The sequence below is a fragment of the Geodermatophilus dictyosporus genome (genome assembly GCF_900115505.1).
Taxonomy (GTDB): Bacteria; Actinomycetota; Actinomycetes; order Mycobacteriales; family Geodermatophilaceae; genus Geodermatophilus; species Geodermatophilus dictyosporus.
Genome location: NZ_FOWQ01000009.1, coordinates 1 through 19,897, shown reverse-complemented (window position 1 = coordinate 19,897; position 19,897 = coordinate 1). Strand labels below are relative to the sequence as shown.

General features: G+C 75.8%; 20 protein-coding genes. 9 read left to right on the top strand and 11 right to left on the bottom strand.

Annotated elements, in window-relative coordinates:
• The first annotated feature begins 110 nt into the window (after positions 1-110).
• The 4 genes from BMZ33_RS18795 (at position 111) to BMZ33_RS18780 (ending at position 3,162) form a co-directional block, all read left to right on the top strand.
• Complete coding sequence (locus tag BMZ33_RS18795) at positions 111-1,577, top strand: protein adenylyltransferase SelO (RefSeq protein WP_091114629.1); 1,467 nt, start codon at positions 111-113, stop codon at positions 1,575-1,577.
• Positions 1,578-1,651: 74 nt separating this feature from the next.
• The gene (locus BMZ33_RS18790; protein ID WP_091114626.1) at positions 1,652-1,951 is read left to right on the top strand and encodes a hypothetical protein; all 300 of its coding nucleotides are present in this window, start codon (positions 1,652-1,654) and stop codon (positions 1,949-1,951) included.
• A gap of 141 nt (positions 1,952-2,092) precedes the next feature.
• A complete protein-coding gene (locus tag BMZ33_RS18785; protein WP_091114622.1) occupies positions 2,093-2,548 on the top strand; it encodes a GAF domain-containing protein in 456 nt (151 codons plus the stop codon).
• Between the two features lie 116 nt (positions 2,549-2,664).
• Positions 2,665-3,162 carry an inorganic diphosphatase gene (locus BMZ33_RS18780; protein ID WP_091114618.1) on the top strand — a complete coding sequence of 166 codons (498 nt, stop codon included), beginning with the start codon at positions 2,665-2,667 and terminating at the stop codon, positions 3,160-3,162.
• 69 nt (positions 3,163-3,231) lie between these two features.
• Here BMZ33_RS18780 and BMZ33_RS18775 read toward each other — a convergent pair whose 3' ends face one another.
• The 6 genes from BMZ33_RS18775 to BMZ33_RS18745 all read right to left on the bottom strand — a co-directional run bounded on the left by BMZ33_RS18775 (position 3,232) and on the right by BMZ33_RS18745 (position 10,482).
• Entirely contained in the window at positions 3,232-3,645 is a 414-nt protein-coding gene (locus BMZ33_RS18775; protein ID WP_136697354.1) for a DUF6640 family protein, read from the bottom strand.
• Entirely contained in the window at positions 3,642-4,394 is a 753-nt protein-coding gene (locus tag BMZ33_RS18770) for a hypothetical protein (RefSeq protein ID WP_136697353.1), read from the bottom strand. Before BMZ33_RS18770 ends, BMZ33_RS18775 begins: the two co-directional genes overlap by 4 nt.
• On the bottom strand, positions 4,391-4,576 hold the full coding sequence (locus BMZ33_RS18765; RefSeq protein WP_091114608.1) for a hypothetical protein: 186 nt from the start codon (positions 4,574-4,576) through the stop codon (positions 4,391-4,393). Before BMZ33_RS18765 ends, BMZ33_RS18770 begins: the two co-directional genes overlap by 4 nt.
• Before the next feature lie 626 nt (positions 4,577-5,202).
• Positions 5,203-6,039 (bottom strand): class I SAM-dependent methyltransferase, encoded by an 837-nt coding sequence (locus BMZ33_RS18755; protein ID WP_091114601.1) that lies wholly within the window; start codon positions 6,037-6,039, stop codon positions 5,203-5,205.
• A gap of 91 nt (positions 6,040-6,130) precedes the next feature.
• Positions 6,131-8,983 (bottom strand): AfsR/SARP family transcriptional regulator, encoded by a 2,853-nt coding sequence (locus BMZ33_RS18750; RefSeq protein ID WP_091115223.1) that lies wholly within the window; start codon positions 8,981-8,983, stop codon positions 6,131-6,133.
• Between the two features lie 86 nt (positions 8,984-9,069).
• On the bottom strand, positions 9,070-10,482 hold the full coding sequence (locus tag BMZ33_RS18745) for an NAD(P)-binding protein (RefSeq protein WP_091114597.1): 1,413 nt from the start codon (positions 10,480-10,482) through the stop codon (positions 9,070-9,072).
• A gap of 23 nt (positions 10,483-10,505) precedes the next feature.
• Between BMZ33_RS18745 and BMZ33_RS18740 the strand changes: the two genes are divergently transcribed.
• The gene (locus tag BMZ33_RS18740) at positions 10,506-11,114 is read left to right on the top strand and encodes a TetR/AcrR family transcriptional regulator (protein ID WP_091114593.1); all 609 of its coding nucleotides are present in this window, start codon (positions 10,506-10,508) and stop codon (positions 11,112-11,114) included.
• 88 nt (positions 11,115-11,202) lie between these two features.
• On the top strand, positions 11,203-11,634 hold the full coding sequence (locus tag BMZ33_RS18735; RefSeq protein WP_091114589.1) for a hypothetical protein: 432 nt from the start codon (positions 11,203-11,205) through the stop codon (positions 11,632-11,634).
• Between the two features lie 75 nt (positions 11,635-11,709).
• Here BMZ33_RS18735 and BMZ33_RS18730 read toward each other — a convergent pair whose 3' ends face one another.
• The 4 genes from BMZ33_RS18730 to ychF all read right to left on the bottom strand — a co-directional run bounded on the left by BMZ33_RS18730 (position 11,710) and on the right by ychF (position 16,321).
• Positions 11,710-13,230, bottom strand: a complete 1,521-nt coding sequence (locus BMZ33_RS18730) for a flavin-containing monooxygenase (protein WP_091114586.1) — start codon at positions 13,228-13,230, stop codon at positions 11,710-11,712.
• Positions 13,231-13,332: 102 nt separating this feature from the next.
• Positions 13,333-14,166, bottom strand: a complete 834-nt coding sequence (locus tag BMZ33_RS18725) for an alpha/beta fold hydrolase (RefSeq protein ID WP_091114582.1) — start codon at positions 14,164-14,166, stop codon at positions 13,333-13,335.
• Between the two features lie 81 nt (positions 14,167-14,247).
• Positions 14,248-15,144 (bottom strand): hypothetical protein, encoded by an 897-nt coding sequence (locus BMZ33_RS18720; protein WP_091114579.1) that lies wholly within the window; start codon positions 15,142-15,144, stop codon positions 14,248-14,250.
• 103 nt (positions 15,145-15,247) lie between these two features.
• Entirely contained in the window at positions 15,248-16,321 is a 1,074-nt protein-coding gene (ychF, locus tag BMZ33_RS18715; RefSeq protein ID WP_091114575.1) for a redox-regulated ATPase YchF, read from the bottom strand.
• Positions 16,322-16,509: 188 nt separating this feature from the next.
• Here ychF and BMZ33_RS18710 point away from each other — a divergent pair, with 188 nt between their 5' ends.
• Genes BMZ33_RS18710 through BMZ33_RS18700 form a run of 3 tightly spaced genes read left to right on the top strand, consistent with a single transcriptional unit; the run spans position 16,510 to position 19,464 of the window.
• Positions 16,510-18,039, top strand: a complete 1,530-nt coding sequence (locus BMZ33_RS18710; RefSeq protein WP_169064552.1) for a flavin-containing monooxygenase — start codon at positions 16,510-16,512, stop codon at positions 18,037-18,039.
• Between the two features lie 25 nt (positions 18,040-18,064).
• Complete coding sequence (locus BMZ33_RS18705; protein ID WP_091114572.1) at positions 18,065-19,102, top strand: alpha/beta fold hydrolase; 1,038 nt, start codon at positions 18,065-18,067, stop codon at positions 19,100-19,102.
• A complete protein-coding gene (locus tag BMZ33_RS18700; protein WP_091114568.1) occupies positions 19,099-19,464 on the top strand; it encodes a cupin domain-containing protein in 366 nt (121 codons plus the stop codon). Before BMZ33_RS18705 ends, BMZ33_RS18700 begins: the two co-directional genes overlap by 4 nt.
• Here BMZ33_RS18700 and BMZ33_RS18695 read toward each other — a convergent pair.
• Positions 19,360-19,897, bottom strand: a 538-nt coding sequence (locus BMZ33_RS18695) for an HNH endonuclease signature motif containing protein (RefSeq protein ID WP_136697350.1), incomplete at its 5' end; no start/stop codon positions are given. The two genes, BMZ33_RS18700 and BMZ33_RS18695, sit on opposite strands and share 105 nt — an antisense overlap.

Genomic DNA, 19,897 nt, shown 5'->3' with positions numbered 1-19,897 from the left:
CTTCGTCGCAGGAAGTTCTGGACACGCGGTGGGGGCGTTACCCCAGGTCAGCGCCCATCACGCACGGAGCCGCTCCGCCGGGGTGGCGGGATGGACGTACCGTCGGGGGCGTGAGTGTCGCCCCGCCGCCGACCGTCACCCTGAGCGACCGCTTCGCCCGCGAGCTGCCGGAGATGGCGGTCCCGTGGCAGGCCGAGGCCGCCCCCGACCCGCAGCTGCTCGTGCTCAACGAGCCGCTCGCCCGCGAGCTGGGCCTGGACCCGTCGTGGCTGCGCGGCCCCGACGGCGTCGGCCTGCTGACCGGCACCGCCGTCCCCGAGGGCGCCACCCCGGTCGCGCAGGCCTACGCGGGGCACCAGTTCGGGGGCTTCGTGCCGCGGCTGGGCGACGGCCGGGCGCTGCTGCTCGGTGAGCTGACCGATCCCGAGGGCCGGCTGCGCGACCTGGCGCTCAAGGGGTCGGGGCGGACGCCGTTCGCGCGGGGCGGCGCCGACGGCCTGGCCGCGCTGGGCCCGATGCTGCGCGAGTACGTCGTCAGCGAGGCGATGCACGCCCTGGGCATCCCGACGACGCGGTCGCTCGCCGTCGTCGCCACGGGCCGGCCGGTGCGCCGCGAGACGCTGCTGCCGGGCGCCGTGCTGGCGCGGGTGGCGGCCAGCCACCTGCGGGTGGGCAGCTTCCAGTACGCGCGGGCGACGGGCGACGTCGACCTGCTGCGCCGGCTGGCCGACCACGCGATCGCCCGGCACCACCCCGCCGCGGCCGACGCGCCCCAGCCCCACGTCGCGCTGTTCGAGGCGGTGGTGGCCGCGCAGGCGTCGCTGGTGGCGCAGTGGATGCTCGTCGGGTTCGTGCACGGGGTGATGAACACCGACAACGTGACCGTCTCCGGGGAGACGATCGACTACGGCCCGTGCGCGTTCCTCGACGCGTTCGACCCGGCCACGGTGTACAGCTCGATCGACGTCGGCGGGCGGTACGCCTACGGCAACCAGCCGATCGTCGCCGAGTGGGACCTGGCCCGCTTCGCCGAGGCGCTGCTGCCGCTGCTGGCCGACGAGCAGGAGGCGGCGATCGAGGTGGCGGTGGCCTCGCTCGGCGGCTTCCGCCCGGCGTACGACGCGGCCTGGTCCGACGGGATGCGGCGCAAGCTCGGCCTCCCCGAGGGGCTGGACGACGAGGTGGCGCGGGCGCTCTCCGACGACCTGCTGACCCTGCTCACCGCCGGTCGCGTGGACCTCACGTCGTTCTTCCGCGGCCTCTCCGGCGCTGCCCGGGGCGCGCCCGAGCCGACGCGGGAGCTGTTCCTCGACCTGGCCGGGATCGACGGCTGGCTGGCCCGGTGGCGGGCGCTGGCCCCGGACGCCGACGCGATGGACCGGGTCAACCCCGTCTACGTCCCGCGCAACCACCTGGTCGAGGAGGCGCTGGCCGCCGCGCCGGACGGCGACCTCGGCCCGCTGCACCGCCTGCTCGACGCGGTGACCCGCCCCTTCGAGGAGCGCCCGGGCCTGGAGCGCCACGCCGCGCCGGCACCGGAGACCTTCGGCGCCTACACGACCTTCTGCGGCACCTGACCGGCCGGTGCGACGGGTGGGACGGCTGGGGCGTGCGGGTCCCGCCGGGTGCGCGGACCGCCGATGAAGCGGGCATGCGCGCCAGCCACCTCGCCACCGCCCTCGCCGCCTTCACCGCCGGCCTCGCCGCCGCCTCGCTCCTGCGTCGGTCCGCCGCGCGCACCGCGCCGGCCCCTGCCGCCGAGCCGCTCCCGGCCGCCCCCGCCGAGGGCGTCGACGCCGTCGTCCTGGCCTTCCCCCGCCCCGTCGTCGTCGAGCGGCCGGCTGCGCCGGCCCGCTGCGGCGACAGCGGCGGCGTGACCCGCGCCGGCGCCCCCTGCGCCGCCCGCGCCACCAGCGGCGGCCGCTGCCACCACCACCCCGCCGCGGCCTGAGCCACAGCGCGCCGCACCCCCGTCGCCCGGCGCCTCCCGGCGCCGGGCGACGACCGTTCCCGGGGAGGCGCTCAAGTCGGGCGCGGGACCGGCCGATCACCCCGGTCGAGAGCCCGTACCGCCGACGAGAGGACACCTCCGGTGCCCACCCCGCCCACCCCCGAGACCGGCGCCGCCCCCGCAGCCGCCCCGGAGCTCGGCGAGCTGGTCCGGGCCGCCGCCGCGGCCACCGGCATGCCCAAGGCGACGGTCAACCTCTTCGACGGCGACCGCCAGCGGCAGGTCGGCAGCCACGGCTTCGCCGGCACCGACTCCCCGCTCGCGGACTCCGTCTGCGCCCAGGTCACCGGGACCGCGGCCGACGTCTACGCCTTCACCGACCTCGCCGAGGAGCCCGGCTTCACCGGCAACCCGTGGGTCGACGGCCGCAGCGCCCGGGTGCGCGGCTACGCCAGCGCGCCGCTCGTCGTCGGCGGCTCGACCATCGGGACGCTGTGCGTCTTCGACGAGGAGCCCCGGGCCCTGTCCCTGCAGCAGTGCGACCGGCTGGCCGAGCTCGCCGGCGAGGTGACCGGCCTGGTGGCGCCGCGCGCCTGACGGGGCTCCCGCGGCGCGGCGGCCGGGTCGAGTTGCCGCCGGGCGGGACCGGGGCCAGGGTCGGGCCGCAGCCGGCTGCGCCGGCACCGGGATCCCCGCACCGGAGGAGGGCGTCCGTGGAGGCCGACGTGATCGTCGAGGTGCCGAAGGGCTCACGGAACAGGTACGAGTACGACCAGCGGCTCGGCCGCATCCGGCTGGACCGGATGCTGTTCACCGCGACCGGCTACCCCGGTGACTACGGGTTCGTGCCGGAGACCATCGCCGAGGACGGCGACCCCATCGACGCGCTGCTCCTGCTGGGCGAGCCCACCTTCCCCGGTTGCCTGGTCCGCGCCCGGGTCATCGCGGTGTTCTGGGTGGACGACAAGCGCGGGCCGGACGCCAAGCTGCTGTGCGTGCCCGCCCACGACCCGCGGCAGCAGCGCCTGCAGGAGCTCGAGGACGTGCCGATGCACCAGATCGCCGAGATCTGGCACTTCTTCGAGATCTACGAGGCCCTCGCACCGGACAAGGCGGCCGAGACGCGCGGCTGGGAGCGCAAGGCCAAGGCGGTCGCCGCGCTGGAGGACGCCCGCCGCCGCTACGCCGAGCAGACCGGCGCCACCGGCTGACCGGCCGGCTGACCCGCCTGCTGCCGGCGTCGCCGGCCGCTCGGGCCGCGCGTCCGCGTCGTCGGTGACCTACAGCCCGCGCCGGTGCAGCAGGTAGCCGACGGCGGCGACGGCCGGCACGAGGCCGGCGGGGACCAGGTTCAGCGGCACGCCGGCCACCCGCGGCAGGTGTCCGGGCTCGTCCTCCACCGCCGTCCCGGGGGTGGCGAGGGCGGGGAAGAACGGCGCCCAGGCGACCGCCGTCAGCAGTGCGGCGGTCCTGGCCGCCAGGTCCTGCTCGGCGGGCGAGGACGCCGGTCGCCACAGCAGCCACAGCGCCAGCAGCTGGGCGCCCGCCACCGTGCCCCAGCCGGCGGCGCCGTGGAACCGGGCGTGCGGCGGCCAGTCGGGGTTGAACACGTGGGTGGCGTCGAGGTCCGCGCGCGCCGTGCCCACGACCGTGCCGACCGCCGCGCCGGTCAGCACCAGGCGACTCGTCCTCATCCGGTCCCCCTCCCACCGTCGTCGGACCACGGCGGTTCCCCGCGCGTGCCGCCCGCGGGTGGCGAGGAGGCCCGGCAGACCAGCCGGACGACGGTCGCCTGCCACGCGACGAAGCAGGCGAGGACGCCGAGCCACTCCACCGGACCCATCCGGAGGAGCGCACCGCGGGAGAGCGCCGCCACCGACCACACCACGAGGACGCCGGACAGCCACAGCGCCAGGGCGGTCCAGAGGTGGCGCACGGCCGGGCTGGGACGGACCTCGATGCCCAGACCGGAGAGGTCCTCGGGAGGGTGCCGGCGGACCATGCGCCGACGGGAGCGGTAGACCGACACCCCGGGGTGGCGCTCGGCGAGCAGCCGCTCCCACCGGCGCCGCCGGCGCGGGCCGGTGCCGCGCGGGAGGCTGACGGCGACGACGCGCGCGGCCGCGGCGCGGAAGCCGGAGTCGCCCAGGATGACGCGGCCGCGGGCGGCGACGACCGCCGTCACGTTGCCCCAGCCGGTGCCCAGGCCGGTGTGGCTGGGGTGGTACCAGCCGTAGAGCCCGCAGCCGCACCCCCACTGCGGTGGCACGTGCTCCTCGTCGACCGCACACCGGGCCCGCTCGACCGGCCCGCTCCAGGGCCCGGCGTCGAGCTGCACCGGCGGGCACAGCCCGTCGTCGGTCAGCCGGAACCGCCGGTAGCCCCGCACCTCCCCGGGCACCAGCGCCGGGGACGGCCCCGGAGGTCCGGGCGGCGCGGTCACGCGGGGGCGGGCTGGGCCGGCGCGGTCGGCGCCGGGTCCGGCCGGGCCGGGGCCGGGTCGGCGACCGGCTCGCACTCGATCTCCCGGCGCTCGGGACCGATGTCACCGGCCACGCACGGCCGCAGCGGCGGTCGGGTGACCCGGGTGGCACGGCGGGGCGGCGGTGCGGTGAGCGTGCCCATCTGCGGCTCCTCGCCCGTGGGACTCGACGGCGGACCGACCGACGCAGCGGCGGCGCGGAGGCCGCTCCCGCCACGGCGTCCCCGCCAGTGGAGCACCTGCGGTCGCCCGGGTCCAGACACCGCGCGCCCCGGGCCACCGTGCGCCTCGCGACCCCTCACGGCGGCACGGCCACCGGCGTGGCGTCGCGGCCCCGCACGACCTCGTTCCGGTGGAGGAGGACGAGAGAGGGGCGAGGCACGAGCTCTCCTGGAGCAGAACACCAAGTCTGGAGCGCCCACGACCCGGCTGCGTGGGTGGGCAGCTTCCGCCCCGACGCCCAGCTGGTCGGGCCGGGGGTCAGCGGCTCGGCCGCCGAGCCGGACAACGAGGTCCACGTGGTCGGCGTCTTCGAGGGCGGCGCCACGGGGATCCTGCAGGCCGAGTTCCACGGCACCCAGACGGGACCGATGAACGCACCCGGCCAGTCGATCCCGGCGACCGGGCGGCGGGTCGCCCTCCCCTTCGTCCTGGTCAACCGGTTCGACGACGGCGGGAGGACCACGCACTCCACGCTGTACCTCGACCGTGCCGAGCTGCCGGAGCAGCTCGGCGTCCTGCCCGTACCCGGTCGCCGCGGCCGGGCCGGTCAGGCGCGGCGTGCGGTCAGCAGCAGGTACTCCCACTCCAGGACGGTGGTCCCGCTGCCGCGGTCGTACCGCGCGGCGAGTGCGGCGAGGTCGCGGTCGAGCGCCGCGACCCGCTCGGGGTCGTCGCCGACGTTGCGGTAGGTGGCGATCGTCGGGCCGTAGACCTGCTTCCAGGAGTCCCGCCACGCCTCGGGCGACGCGTAGCCGGAGACGGTCACCGACTGCCGGCGCGCGACCACGTCGGTGACGCGGTCGCCGAGCAGCCCTCGCACGTGCTCCTCGTCGCCCCACAGCGGCGGGGGCTGCGCCCCGGGCGGCGGCGGGGGCGCGTAGGGCTTCATCGTCCGGAACATCTCGCCGACGAAGCCCTCGGGCGTCCAGCTGACCAGGCCGATCCGCCCGCCCGGGCGGCACACCCGCACCAGCTCGTCGGCGGCCCGCTGGTGGTGCGGCGCGAACATCACGCCGACACAGGACAGGACGACGTCGAAGCTCGCGTCCGGGTACGGCAGTGCCTCGGCGTCGGCCTCCTCCCAGGTCAGCTCGGTGCCTGCCAGCGCGGCGGCCTCGCGGCCGGCGGCGAACAGCTCCGGGGTGAGGTCGGAGGCCACCACCTCGGCGCCGGTCAGCGCGGCGGGCACGGCGGCGTTGCCGGTGCCCGCGGCGACGTCGAGCACCCGGTCGCCGCGGCGCACGCCGGTCGCGGCGACCAGCACCCGGCCGAGCTCGGGGATCAGGTCACGGGCCACCGAGGGGTAGTCCCCCAGCCCCCACATCGCCCGGTGCCGGGCCTTCAGCGCCCGGTCGGCGGCGACGGCGTCGACGGTGTCGGTCATGGGTTCCTCCTGTCGTCGTGCGGGTCGTCCCCGCGGTGCGACGACGGTGGCCCGGCCGCGTTGCAGACCGGCTGCACCGCGGCTGCAGCGCTCAGGCACGCGCCGGCGAGGCCGCGACCCGGCCCAGCGCGGCGCGGGCGAGCGCGACGGCGGTGGCCTCGGCCGCCCGGGGGTCGCCCCGGGGCCCGGTCCCGTCGGGCGGACCGAGCGGCGAGGGCTTGCCGGCCGCCACCAGGCAGGCGTGCAGGGCCGCGGCGTCGTCGGCGGCGTCCACCCGCTGCAGCAGCCGGACGACGTAGCGCAGGTTCAGCCACTGCTGCGTGGCGTCACCGACCCGCTCCCAGTGCGCGAGGACGGCGGCCAGCTCGCGGGCGGCCACGACCGGGTCCCCGTGCACCGCCCGGGTGGCCGCGGCCTCCATCATCGCGATCCCCTGCCACCAGAAGTTGCGCACGCCAGCGGCCAGCTCCCCCGCCGCGTCGAAGAGCGCCAGGGCGCGATCGGGGTCGGCCTTCTTGAGCACCAGCCCCAGCGCGTAGCGGCCCATCGACCGCGCCGTCGGGTTGGCCGTCGCGTCGGCCACCTCGAGACTCTCCCGCGCCGCGGCCAGCCCGCGCTCCGGCGTCCGGCCGACCGCCTGGCACACCGCGACGTAGTACAGGGTCCAGACCAGCCGGATGCGGTCGCCGTCGGCCCGGGCCCGCTCCGCCTCCGCGGTGTAGTGCGCGAGCGCGGCCTCGACGTCGCCCTCGTAGAGCGCCACGTCGGCCAGCACGTCGCCGGGGTGGGCGATGCGCGCGTTGCCCGGCGGCGGCAGCCGGCCCCCGGCGAGGCGCGCCGTCGCGGTGGCGCCGGCGAAGTCACCCCGGTTCCACGCGCCGCGGGCCGCCGCGCCGACGGCGGCCGGGTACAGCGGGTGGCCGGGGTCGACGACGCGCAGCAGCTGCTCGGCCCAGGCGTAGGCCTCGTAGCCGACGCGCAGGTGCACCAGCTCGGGCACCGCGGTCACCAGCCGCAGCGCCGGCTCCCAGTCCCGGTCGGCGGCGGCACGGGTGAAGGCCGCGCGCAGGTCGTCGTAGACGGCCAGGCCCTCCTCCGCCCACGCCCGCTCGTCGGCGCCCTGCATCCCGCGCCCGGCCCGCTCGGCCAGGTCCACGTGGACGGCGACGTGCCGCCGGGCCAGCGCGCCGTCCTCCCCCGCCTCCTCGGTGCGCGCCCGGCCGTAGGCGCGCAGGGTCTCCAGCAGCCGGTAGCGGCTGTGCACCCCGCTGCGCGCCACGACCATCGAGCGGTCGACGAGGCGGGTCAGCCGGTCCAGGACGTCGTCCTCGGTCGCCGCCGGGTCGACGACGCGGTGCACCGCGCGCAGGTCGGCGCCGCCGGCGAACACCGACATGCCGCGGAACAGCCGCTGCTCGGGCTCGGGCAGCAGCCGGTAGGACCACTCGATCGCCGCCTCGAGGCTCTGGTGCCGCGCGACCGGCCCTCGCCCGCCGCCGAGCAGCGGGGTGTCCTCCAGCCGGCGGGCCACCTCGGCCGGGCTCATGGCGCGCATCCGCGCCGCGGCGAGCTCGATGCCCAGCGGCAGGCCGTCGAGGCGGGTGACGATCGCGGCGACGGCGTCCGCGGCCGCCGGGTCCAGGCGGAAGTCGGGCACCGCCGCGCGGGCCCGCTGGACGAACAGCGCGGTGGCGTCCTCCAGCGGCAGCGGCGGCACCGGCCACACCTGCTCGCCGTCGGTCCCCAGCGGCTCGCGGCTGGTCGCCAGCACCACCACCCGCGGGCACCGCTGCACGACCTCGCCGACCAGCCGGGCCGCGTGCTCGAGGACGTGCTCGCAGTTGTCGACGACGAGCAGCAGCGAGCGCTCGCGCAGGTAGTGCAGCACCGTCTGCTCGACGGACAGGCCCGACCGCTGCCGGATGCCCAGCGCCGCGGCGACCGCGTCGCCGACCGGTGTCCCCGAGGGCAGGCCGGCGAGCTCGCAGAGCCAGACGCCGTCGTCGAAGCGGTCCCGGTCCCGGGCCGCCACCTCGACGGCGAGCCGCGACTTGCCCGCGCCGCCGACGCCGGTCAGCGTCACCAGCGGGCCGGCGCGCAGCGCGGCCAGGACGCGCTCGACCTCCCGGCCGCGGCCGACGAAGCCGCTGGCCCGCCGCGGGAGGTTGCCCGGCGGCGGGGTGCCGGCCAGCGCGGGGTCGTGGACGAGGATCCGCCGGTACAGCGCCTGGGCCGGGGCGGCCGGCTCCACGCCCAGCTCGTCGTCGAGGCGGGTGCGCAGCTCGTGGAACGCGGCGAGCGCGTCGGCCTGGCGCCCGGTGGCGTACCGCGCCCGCATCAGGGTGACCGCGGGCCGCTCCCACGACGGGTGGCCGCGCACCAGCGCCTCGAGCTCGGGCACCGCCTCGGCCGCCCGCCCGAGCTCCACCAGCGCGTCGGCGCGGTCGGCGGCGGCGCCGGTGCGCAGCTCGGTCAGCCGGGCGGCCTCGGCGGCGGCGAACTCCTCGTCGGCGAACTCGGCGAGCGCGTCGCCCCGCCAGAGACCGAGCGCGGTGTCGAGCTCGGCCAGCGCCCGCGCGTGGTCCCCGGAGGCCGCGGCCGCCCGTGCGGTCCGCACCCGCTGCTCGAACTCGGCGGCGTCGAGCGTGGCGGCGTCGAGCGCGAGGCAGTAGCCGGGTGGGCGGTGCCGGATGGGCGCGGCGTCGCCGAGGGCGCCGCGCAGCCGGGAGACGTAGGCCCGGAGCGCCGTGGGGGCGCCGTCGGGCGGGGTGTCGCCCCAGAGCGTGCCGACCAGCCGGTCGGCGGACACCACCTCGCCGTGCGCGACGAGCAGGGTCGCCAGCAGGGTGCGCGGCTTGTGCCCGCCGACGGCGACCGGCCCCGAGCCGTCCTCGACCTGCAGCGGCCCGAGGACCCGGAAGCGCACGTGCCCGTTCCCTGTCATCGCCGCCTCGCCCACCAGCGGATCACACGAGCGCGGCCGACCCTAGTGCCGGCCCGCGGCGGAGGACAGGTGCACCCGCCTCCTGCTCAGCGCGCCGTGGCGGTGAGGTTCGGCAGGTTGCCCACCGCGGCCACCGCCTGTTCCCGGTACCGGGCGAGGACGGCCTGCCCGTGCGCGTCGTCCCGGGCGACGCCGGCGACGAGCCTGCTGAAGCCGTCGAGGCGGCTGCCGCGGATCCAGCGGCGCAGCTCGCGGTCCTGCGTCCAGTGGAACTGGTTCCACAGGGTCGTCGCCATCGCGCCGGCGTAGTCGTCGAGCGCGTGCGGGAAGGCCACCGGCCCGCACAGCCGGTTCTGCTGCTCCTCGTCGTCGCGGTGCGCCTCGACCCACGCGGTGAGCGCGGCGCTGAAGGCCGGCTGGGGCAGGCGCAGCATCTGCAGGACGATGCGGTCGCCCTGGAACACCGGCTGCACCGGTCGGCGGCGGACGGCCGAGGCCGTGCAGTCGACGAACAGGGTGTCCGGCGCCGTGGCCACCTCGCCGCCGTCGAGGACCGTGCGGTCGGGCTCGAGCGCGCGCACCCGCCCGAGGCGGACGACGTCGCGGATCCGGCGCAGCACCTCGACCTCGCCCGGGGCCACCGTGGCGAGGTGGAACATGCCGGGGGTGCGCTCGCGGTCGATCCGCGTCAGCGCGCCGCAGGCCTCCAGCCGGAGGAACAGGTCCTCGGTGGAGGTGGCCGCGGCGAAGGCCGCCATCTGGTCGGCCTGCCCGCCGATGACCTCGTCGAAGAACTCCGGCGCCGGCTGCGTCGTTCCCCGGTCGATCAGCCACGAGTCGCGCGGGACGACCCAGGTGATCGCGTCCGGGTCGGCACCGGACGTCACGAGCCACACGCAGGTGTCCATCGCCGTCTTGCCGCCGCCCAGCACGGTGAACCGGGTCGGGAGCTCCTGCTCGCGGTTCCCCAGGCCGGGCAGCGCGTTCGGCGGGACCAGCCGGACACCCGGGGCCACGGTGAAGGACGGCGTGTGCGTCGAGGGCACCGATGGGCTGTTGTAGGTGGCGTCCACGACCTTGCGGCGCACCCGGACCTCCGTGACGGCGCCCGACAGCAGCGACCGGACCCGGCCCGCGCCCTCGTGCTCGCTCATGGGGAGGTGGGTGACCCGCCCGCTCGGGACGAGACGGCTGCCCACCACGCGGTCGTAGTAGCCGCAGACCTCCGCGCCGGTCGCGAGCTCGTAGAGGCCGGCGTTGAGGCCGGTGGTGTCCTTGCGGCCGCTGCCGAGCTCCGTGGAGTTGACGCCGTAGAAGGCCGAGGGCTGGTGCAGCGTGACGAAGGGGTAGGCGTCGTTCCAGTGCCCGCCGGGCTTGCCGTGCCGGTCGACGATCGTGATGTGCGCGTCGCTCTCGTCGAGGAGCGTGTCGGCGAAGGCGAGGCCGGTGGCCCCGGCGCCGATGACCAGGTAGTCGGTGTCGATGACGGGAGGCCGCATGCCGGACAGGGTATAACGGTGTCATGACAGCGTCATACGGTGCGGTCTCTGACGTCGGGGACCGGCGCACGCAGGTCGTCGAGGTCGCCGCACGCCTGCTCGCCGAGGAGGGGCCGCACGGGCTGTCGCTGCGGCGGCTGGCCACGGCCGCGGGCGGTTCGACGCAGCTGGTCTACACGCTGTTCGGCGGCAAGCCCGGCCTCGCCGACGCGCTGTACGCCGAGGGTTTCCGCCGACTCGGCGACGCCGTCCGCGCGGCCCTGGCAGCCGACCCGGCACCGGCCGGCGACCCGGAGCGGCTGGTCACGTCGGCCCGCACCTACCGCCGGTTCGCCGTCGCCGAGCCCTCGTTCTTCTCGGTCATGTTCGGTCCGGCGGTCCCCGGCTTCACCCCCGGCCGGGCCACCCGCGAGGCCGGCCGCGAGCGGTCGCTCGGGCTGGTGGTCGACGCGGCGCGGGAGTGCCTCGACGCCGGGACGCTCCGGGCGGGCGACGCGCACGCCCTCGCGCAGGCCTGCTGGACGGTGACCCACGGCGTGGCCGCGCTGCGGCACGCGGGCCTGCTCGAGGGGGACGCCGACGACCTCGGCGACTCCCTGGTGCGCACGGTGGTCGACGCGCACCGGCCGTGAGCGCCGCGGACGGTTTGCGGACCGGTCCTGCGCGCTATCCCTCCGGGGACACCGTCCCGACCGGACGGGCACGACTGGAGGAGGAGACATGGGCAAGCTGTCGCTGGGACTGGGCCTCGCCGTCGGGTACGTGCTCGGGGCGCGCGCCGGCACGGAGAGGTACGACCAGATCGTGCAGGCGGCGCAGGGCTTCCTGGGCCGGCCCGAGGTCCAGCAGGCCGTCGAGCAGGCGAGGGCGGCCGCGCCGGCACCGCTGCAGGGCACGATCGACAAGCTGACCCAGCAGGGCTCCGGCGGTCGGGGCTCCGGGTCCCAGGGCACGGGGTCGGGGACGGGCACCGGCACCGGCGACACCGGGAGGATCGAGGGCGAGGCGACCCTCCTCGGGGACGTCGAGGCCGTGGTCACCCCGCCCCCGCCGGTGACCAGCACGGAGGCCCACAGCCAGGCCGGCGGCCCGCTGCCGGACCCGCTGATCCCGCCGGCCAAGTCGGGCAACGGCACCACCGGGCAGGCCTGAGGGCGGACGGCCGCCCACGGGCGCCACACCGCCCGGACGCCGGGTGCACACCGGTGCACCCGGCGTCCGACCGGATCAGCGGAAGACGAGCGTGCCGTCCTCGAGGTCGGCCTTCGGCAGCTGTTCCGCCTCCTGCGCGTGCTCCAGCATGTGGGTCCACGGCTCCCGGTCACCCTGCTTGAACAGGACGTGCTGCGAGCGCAGGACGTAGCCGGCGTTGAAGTTCTCCGGGTCCGACCACGGCCGGATCTGCATGCCGGCGTCCTCGGGGCGCAGAGTCGGCACGACCATGGTGGCGCCCTTGGCCTCCATCGTCTCGAACAGCCGCACCACCACGTCGCTGACGAGGTCGGCGCGCAGCGTCCAGCTGTGCCGGAAGTAGCCGAACACGTAGGCCATGTTCGGGACGCCGCTGATCATGATGCCGCGCCAGGTGACGCGCTCGGGGAACTCGACCGGCTCGCCGTCCACGGTGAAGTCGACGTCGCCGAAGGCCGACAGGTCGAACCCGGTGGCGGTGACGACGACGTCGGCCGGGATCTCCTCCCCCGAGCCGACCCGGATGCCCTTTCCGGTGAACGTCTCGATGGTGTCGGTGACGATCGACGCCTTGCCCTCGCGCAGGGCGGCGAACAGGTCGCCCTCCGGGACGATCGCGATGCGCTGCTGCCACGGCCGGTAGCGCGGTGTGAAGTGCTTGTCGATGTCGAAGCCCTCGGGCAGCAGCGGCCTGAGCGACTCCATGAGGAACTCGTGCAGCTCGTCGGGCGCCTCGTGCGACATCCGCGCCAGCTCGTTGAACTGGGCGGAGTAGGCGCGGCGCAGGATCTCGTGCGTCCAGTCCTCGGGGATGTCGAGCTGGCGCAGCGTGACGGCGAGCTCGTGGGTGAGCGGCGGGGCGAGGAAGTAGGACGGCGAGCGCTGCAGCATCGTCACGTGCTCGGCGTCCTGCGCGATCGCCGGGATCAGCGTGGCGGCCGTGGACCCGGAGCCGACGACGACCACGCGCTTGCCGGTGAGGTCGAGGTCCTGGGGCCACTGCTGCGGGTGGACGACCAGACCCTCGAAGCGGTCCATGCCCTCCCACTGCGGCCGGTAGGGCTCGGCGTGGTTGTAGTAGCCCTGGCACATCCACAGGAAGTCGGTGGTGAAGCGCAGCTGCTCGTCGGTGTCGCCGCGGGTGACCTCCACGGTCCACCGGCGGTCCTCGGTCGACCAGCTCGCCGCGGTGACCTTGTGGTGGTAGCGGATGTGCCGGGCGAGGTCGTCCTCCTCGATCACCTCGTCCAGGTAGTTGAGGATCTCCTCCCCCGCGGCGATCGACGGGCCGCGCCAGGGCTTGAACCGGTAGCCGTAGGTGAACAGGTCGCTGTCGGAGCGCACTCCGGGATAGCGGTGGGTCCACCAGGTGCCGCCGCGGTTGTCCTGCGCGTCGAGCAGGACGAACGACCGGTCGGGGAACCGTTCCCGGAGGTGGTGCGCGGCGCCGATCCCGGACACCCCCGCACCGACGACGAGGACGTCGACGTGCTCGCTGTCGCGGCCGTCGCTGCTGCGGGTCTCCGGAGCGGGTACCCGTTCGGTGGTCGCCGTCATGAGGGAGTCCTCCCGTGCGTCTGATGTGGCTCGAGTCACAGTAGCGCCGGGAGGGACCGCCCTCAGGACGACGTGCGGAACCGAGCCGGGTGGAACACGCCGTCAGCCGAGCGGGTGCTCGCCCAGGAACTGGAGCACCCGGGGGAGGAACTCCTCGGCCCGCTCGACGCCGAGCGCGTGACTGGAGCCCGGGCCGGTGAACAGCTCGAGCTCCGCGCCGGGGATCGCCTCGGCCACCTGCCGGCCGTGCCACGGCGGGGTGAGCAGGTCCTGCTCACCGGCGACCACGAGGGTGGGCGCGGTGATGCCCCCGATGCGGTCGAGCGTGTCGTGGGCCAGGTCGGCGTCCCACTGCTCGACGGTCGTCCGGATCTGCTGCTCGGTGCTCGGGAACAGCGGCAGCAGCTGCTCGATCAGCTCGCCGAACTGCGGGCTGTCGAGCAGCTGCGGGGAGAAGGCGATGCCGAGCGCCCCGAGCGCGGCCTCGAGGTCGCCGGTGCGCCACGGGTGCGCGAGCCCGGTGATGACGGCCCGCTGGAAGCCGTCGGTGCGTGCCCAGGTGCAGTAGAGGACGAGCGAGGCGACCCGCTCGGGAGCGGCCAGCGCGAGCTCCTGGGCGATGGCGCTGCCCAGGGAGTAGCCCAGGACGTGCGCCCGCTCGATGCCGAGGGCCTCCAGCAGCCCCCGGGCGTCCGCGGCCAGCGAGGCGACGCTGATCTCGCCCGAGCCCCGCTCGGACCCGCCCATCCCGCGCAGGTCGTAGGTGACCACCCGGTGGCGGCCGGCCAGGACCGGCGCCATCTCGGCCCACCAGCCCAGGGACTGGGTGGTCCCGTTGACGATCAGCAGCGGTTCGCCGTCGCCGTACTCCTGGACGGCGACGGAGACGTCGCCGACCTGGACGGTCCGGGGGGCGTGGGTGGTGGGGGTGCTCATGGGTCTCCGTCGCTGGCGAGGGGCGGGACAGGGTGACCCAGAGCACACCACAGGAACGTGCTGTTCCGGAAGGCGCGAGGGTCACGTCCGCCGGTGGACGGTCCACCAGCCGTACCCGCCGGTGGCGACGACGACGGTGAGCAGGGCTGCGTAGGCCCACGTGGCCGGAGCGCCCGGGTCCACCTCGTCCCGGTGGCGGAGCAGGACCGCCCACTGGAAGACCCCGAACGCCGTGTAGGCGACGGCCGGGACGCGCAGGTGGGCGAGATCGCGCTCCCGGACCACCAGGGCGGCTCCCACCCCCAGGGCCACCAGCCAGGCCCCCAGCACCTGGGCGCCGAGCGGGGCCAGGGCCCAGGGCCAGAACTCCGTCATGGGCCCCGTCCCGTGGTGGACGGTCGCGCCCCCGGCGAAGAGGGCCGCCCCGGTGGCGGCGAGCACGAGGCCCTGCGCGACGAGCACCCACCGCAGCCGGGCCGGCAGGGGGCTGCGGACGGCGCCGGACCCCGTGCCGGTGCGCTGCCGGACGATGACCGCCAGGCCGACGAACGGCACCACGACGTACACCGCCGACCAGATCCACGCCGCCGACCGCGCCAGGGGGTCGCCGGCGGTGAGGTGGAGCCGGTGCGCGTGCAGGACGGTCGCGGCCAGGGTGAGGACCGTGAACGCGGTGACGGTCGACACCGCGACGCGGACGTGCGCCCAGCTGCGCTGCCGGAGCCCGAGGACCGACAGGAGGAAGCCGGCGGCGTACGCGGCGCCGAGGAAGGCGACGGTCGGCCGACTCTGGATGGTCCACGCCCAGTGCCGGTCGGTGTGCCCGCCCATCACCAGCAGCTGGTGGGTCGCCAGTGCGGTGAGCAGCGTGAATGCGGTCAGCAGGCACCGGGGGCCGAGCCCCAGCCCGCCCCCGTCCACAGCCGCGGAGCACGCCCGTGCGCGCCCGGCGTCGAGCGCCTCCACGGTGTCGGTCACGTGTGTCGTCCTCGTCGTCGCACGGCGACGACGATCGACCCGGGCGGTTGCAGCTCGGCTGCAGGCGGGCTGGACGGGCCTGCAACCCCATCCGGAGCCCGGGTCAGACGTTGAAGCGGAACTCCACGACGTCGCCGTCGGCCATGACGTAGTCCTTGCCCTCGATGCGCACCCAGCCGCGGGACCGCGCCTCGGTCATCGAGCCGGCCTCCATCAGCTGGTCGTAGCTGACGACCTCGGCCTTGATGAAGCCGCGCTGGAAGTCGGTGTGGATGACGCCGGCGGCCTGCGGGGCGGTGGCGCCGACCGGGATGGTCCAGGCGCGCGCCTCCTTGGGACCGGCCGTCAGGTAGGTCTGCAGCCCGAGGGTCCGGAAGCCGACGCGCGCCAGCTGGTCGAGGCCCGGCTCGTTCTGCCCGATCGACTCCAGCAGCTCGGCGGCCTCCTCGGCGGGCAGCTCGGTGAGCTCGGCCTCGGTCTTGGCGTCGAGCAGGATCGCCTCGGCCGGCGCCACCAGCGCGCGCAGCTCGGCGATCAGCTCCTCGTTGGCCAGCTCGTCGGCATCGACGTTGAAGACGTAGAGGAACGGCTTCGTCGTCAGCAGGGTCAGCTCGCGCAGCGGCGCGGGCTCCACCCCCGCGGCGAACAGCGTCTGCCCCGTGTTGAGCACCTCGACGGCGGCCTGCGCGGCCGACAGCAGGGCGGCGCGCTCCTTGTCCTTGCGCGACTCCTTCTCCAGCCGCGGGATCGCCTTCTCCAGCGTCTGCAGGTCGGCGAGGACGAGCTCGGTGTTGATGGTCTCGATGTCGTCGCGGGGCGAGACCTTGCCCTCGACGTGCACGACGTCGGGGTCGGTGAACACGCGGATCACCTGGCAGATCGCGTCGCTCTCGCGGATGTTGGCCAGGAACTTGTTGCCCAGCCCCTGCCCCTCGCTGGCGCCGCGCACGATGCCGGCGATGTCGACGAACGACACCGTCGCCGGCACGACCTTCTGCGAGCCGAACAGCTCCGCCAGCTCCCCCAGCCGCTCGTCGGGCACGCCGACGACGCCGACGTTCGGCTCGATCGTGGCGAAGGGGTAGTTGGCCGCCAGGACGTCGTTCTTGGTCAACGCGTTGAACAGCGTCGACTTGCCGACGTTGGGCAGCCCGACGATCCCGATGGTGAGACTCACGCGTACTCCTCGCTCCGCTTCGTCGTCCGCGTTCGTCGGACTGCTGTGCCCCCGGCCGAGCTCGCGAGCTCGCTCGGGCAGCGTCCAGCCTACGGGGCCGCCCGGGCAGGGGACGACGAGCCGTGGGCGCCTGCAGGGATGGCTGAAACACGTGGGACGCTCGTCACACCGACGAGACGAGGAGTCCCGTGACCCTGACGACGACGTCGCGGCACGCCACCGCGACCGGCCCGCTCCCCGAGCACGTCCGCGTGGCGGTCGTGGGCAGCGGCTTCTCCGGCATCGGCACCGCCGTGGCGCTGCAGCGCGCCGGCATCGACGACTTCGTCGTCCTCGAGCGCGCCGCCAGCCTCGGCGGCACCTGGCGGGACAACAGCTACCCGGGCGCCGCCGTCGACGTGCCGAGCCACCTCTACTCGTTCTCCTTCGCGCCGAAGAAGGACTGGTCGCACGTCTACTCCCGGCAGCCGGAGATCCAGCAGTACCTGGAGCAGGTCGCCGCCGACCACGGCGTCCTCCCCCACCTGCACTGCGGCACCGACGTCGTCTCCGGCCGCTGGGACGACGACGCGCTGGTCTGGCACCTGGACACCTCGCGCGGCACCCTCACCGCCGACGTCGTGGTGAGCGGCGCCGGCGGCCTGGTCGAGCCGCACCTGCCCGAGGTGCCCGGCATCGAGACCTTCGCCGGCCCGTCGTTCCACTCCGCCCGCTGGGACCACTCCGTCGACCTGGCCGGCAAGCGGGTGGCCGTCGTGGGCACCGGCGCCTCGGCCGCCCAGTTCGTGCCGGAGCTGCAGAAGATCTCCGCGAAGGTCGTCGTCTTCCAGCGCACGCCGCCGTGGGTGCTCCCGCGCCAGGACCGCGCCTACTCCGCGCGCGAGCACCGGCTGCAGGCCCGCGTGCCGGGGTTCCTGCGGCTGGCCCGCGGCGGCCAGTACGCCGTCCGCGAGGCCCGCCTCGGCGTCTGGACCGGCGGCGGGCGGCTGCGGAGGCTGTTCGAGGGGCAGGCGCTGGAGTTCCTCGAGCAGCAGGTGCCCGACCCGGAGCTGCGCGCCCGGCTCACGCCCGACTACGCACTGGGCTGCAAGCGGGTCATCGTCAGCGACGACTACCTGCCGGCGCTGACGCAGCCGAACGTGGAGGTGGTGGCCTCCCCGGTCACCGCCGTCCACCCGCACGCGGTGGTCGACGCCGACGGCACCGAGCACGAGGTGGACGTCGTCGTCTACGGTACCGGGTTCCGGGTCATGGACATCCCGCTCGGGCACCGGCTGGTGGGCCGCGAGGGCCGCACGCTGCGGGAGGAGTGGGACCGCTCCGGAGTGCAGGCGCACCGCGGGACCACCGTCGCGGGCTTCCCGAACCTGTTCCTGCTGCTCGGGCCGAACACCGCGCTCGGGCACACCTCCGTCGTGATCATGATCGAGGCGCAGATCGGCTACGTCGTCGAGGCGCTGCGTCGGATGGAGGAGACCGGCGCGGGGGCGATCGAGGTCCGCCGCTCGGCGCAGGATGCCTACAACGCCCGCCTGCAGGAGGGGCTCACCGGCACCGTGTGGAACGCCGGCGGCTGCCGCTCGTGGTACCGCGACGAGCAGGGCCGCAACTTCACCCTCTGGCCGACCCGCACGTCGGCGTTCATCCGCCTGATGCGGCGCTTCGACGCCGAGTCCTACGAGCTGCGCAGCGCGCGCCGCGTCCCCGTCCCCGCCTGACCCGAACCCGGGAGAGCCGCAGCCCATGCGCACCCGTTCCCTCGCCACCGCCGGCGCCCTCGCCGTCGCGGCCGGTGCCGTCGTCGCCCGCCGCCGAGCCGCCGGCCGCGACAGCACTCCCGCCCCGCAGCCGGTACCGCTGCCGCAGGGCCGCGTCCGCACGGTGACCACCGAGGACGGCGTCGACCTGCACGTCGAGGTGTCCGGCACCCGGGAGCCGACGGCGACCGTCGTCCTCGCGCACGGCTACGTGCAGTCCTCCCGGCTGTGGGCCGGCCAGGTGCGCGACCTGCTCGACGCCCGGCCCGACCTCGCGGTGGTCACCTACGACCACCGCGGCCACGGGGCGTCCGGGCCGACGGCGCGCGACCGCGCCACCCTCGAGCAGCTCGGCCGCGACCTGGCGCGGGTGCTCGAGGAGGTCGTGCCCGAGGGGCCGGTCGTGCTCGGCGGCCACTCGATGGGCGGCATGACGATCATGGCCCTGGCCGAGCAGCGTCCCGAGCTGTTCGGCGACCGGGTCGTGGGCGTGGCGCTCGTGGGCACCAGCTCCGGCGGCCTCGACGCGGTGACCTACGGGCTGCCGGGGCCGGTGGCGGGGGTCGTGAAGCGACTGCTGCCGGTGCTCAACGAGCGGGCGGTGCGGGCCGAGCAGGCGGGCAGGCCACGGTCGGTCGGCGCGATGGACGCGTGGCTCGTCTTCAGCGGCGCCGCCGACCCGGCCGACGTCCGGACGGCGATGGACGTGCACCGCGCCTGCACCGCCGAGACCGTCGCCGCCTTCCTGCCGACGTTCTCCGACCACGACCGCGTGACGGCCCTGGCCGCGCTCGCCGACGTCCCGGTGCTCATCGCCGCCGGCGACGCCGACCGGCTCTGCCCGATCGCGCACAGCCACGCCATGGCCGACGCGCTGCCGACGGCCGAGCTCGCCGTCTACCCCGGCGCGGGTCACATGGTGCAGATGGAGCGCCGTCCCGAGGTCAGCCGCCGGCTGCTCGCACTGGTCGACCGGGCGCTCGCCAGGGCGTCCCGCCCCGTGCCCGCGGAGCGGACGGCGTGAAGGCCCCCGTCGATCTGGCCGCGGTGCTGGCCGCCATCGACGAGCCCTGGTCGCCGCGCACCGTCGCGGTCCTCAACGACTACGACCTCCGCGTCGTGCACACCCGCGGGGAGTTCACCCGCCACAGCCACCCCGAGACCGACGAGGTGTTCCTCGTGCTCTCCGGCTCGCTCACCATCCGCATGGACGACGGCGACGTCACCCTGGGACCCGGCCAGCTGTACGTGGTCCCCCGGGGCACGCCGCACCAGCCGTGCTCACCGGACGGCGCGCAGGTGCTGCTCGTCGAGCCCAGCGCGACGGTGAACACCGGTGACAACCCCGGGGCGCTCACCGCGGAGCGCCGGGTCGTCGAGCCGTAGTGGTCGGGCCGCCGGGGCGAGGTGGCGCGGGACGCTGATCTCGGTGCCGTCGGGTCGCCAGGTGCGCCAGCGACCATCGGGTTGTCGTTCGACGCGGAAGCCGTGGTGGACCTTGGTGTGGTGCCGTTCGCACAGCAGCGCGGAGTTCGCCAGGTTGGTCTCGCCGCCGTCGAGCCAGTGCACCAGGTGGTGGACCTCCGCCCACCAGGTGGGGGCGGCGCAGCCGGTGAACACGCAGCCGCCATCGCGCAGCTCCACCGCCCGGCGCAGGTGCCGGTCGGCCACCCGCTGCTCCCGCCCGAGGTCCAGCGGTGCCCCGTCGGGGCCGAACACGACCCGGCTGATCGTGCCGTCGCAGGCGAGCCAGCGGGCGCGCGCGGCGGAGATGGTGGCGCCGAAGCCCATCCGCCCGGCCTCGCGGCCGGTGGCGGGG